We start from the raw sequence: 237 nt of genomic DNA, 5'->3' as shown, positions 1-237 counted from the left end.
GCGCGGTCTTAAAGCTCGGCCTTGATGTAAGCGGCAAAGCCGCTAACATCAATTTCAGGGCTGAGCCCCAATCTGCTCCGCCCTTCGTCACCCTACATTCTCGGAGGCTGGAAAGTGCCTCGCTCGACACGAGAACCTGGCAGCCCCCCTCCATGGACAATACAGTGGTCGCCTGGAAGGACAACGTTCAGGTTGCGCGCCTGGCGAGCGTGTCGTGGCACCGAAGACCTTACGATT

Source organism: Schleiferilactobacillus shenzhenensis LY-73, assembly GCF_000469325.1.
Classification (GTDB): Bacteria; Bacillota; Bacilli; order Lactobacillales; family Lactobacillaceae; genus Schleiferilactobacillus; species Schleiferilactobacillus shenzhenensis.
Note: the sequence above shows the minus strand (reverse complement) of the source record.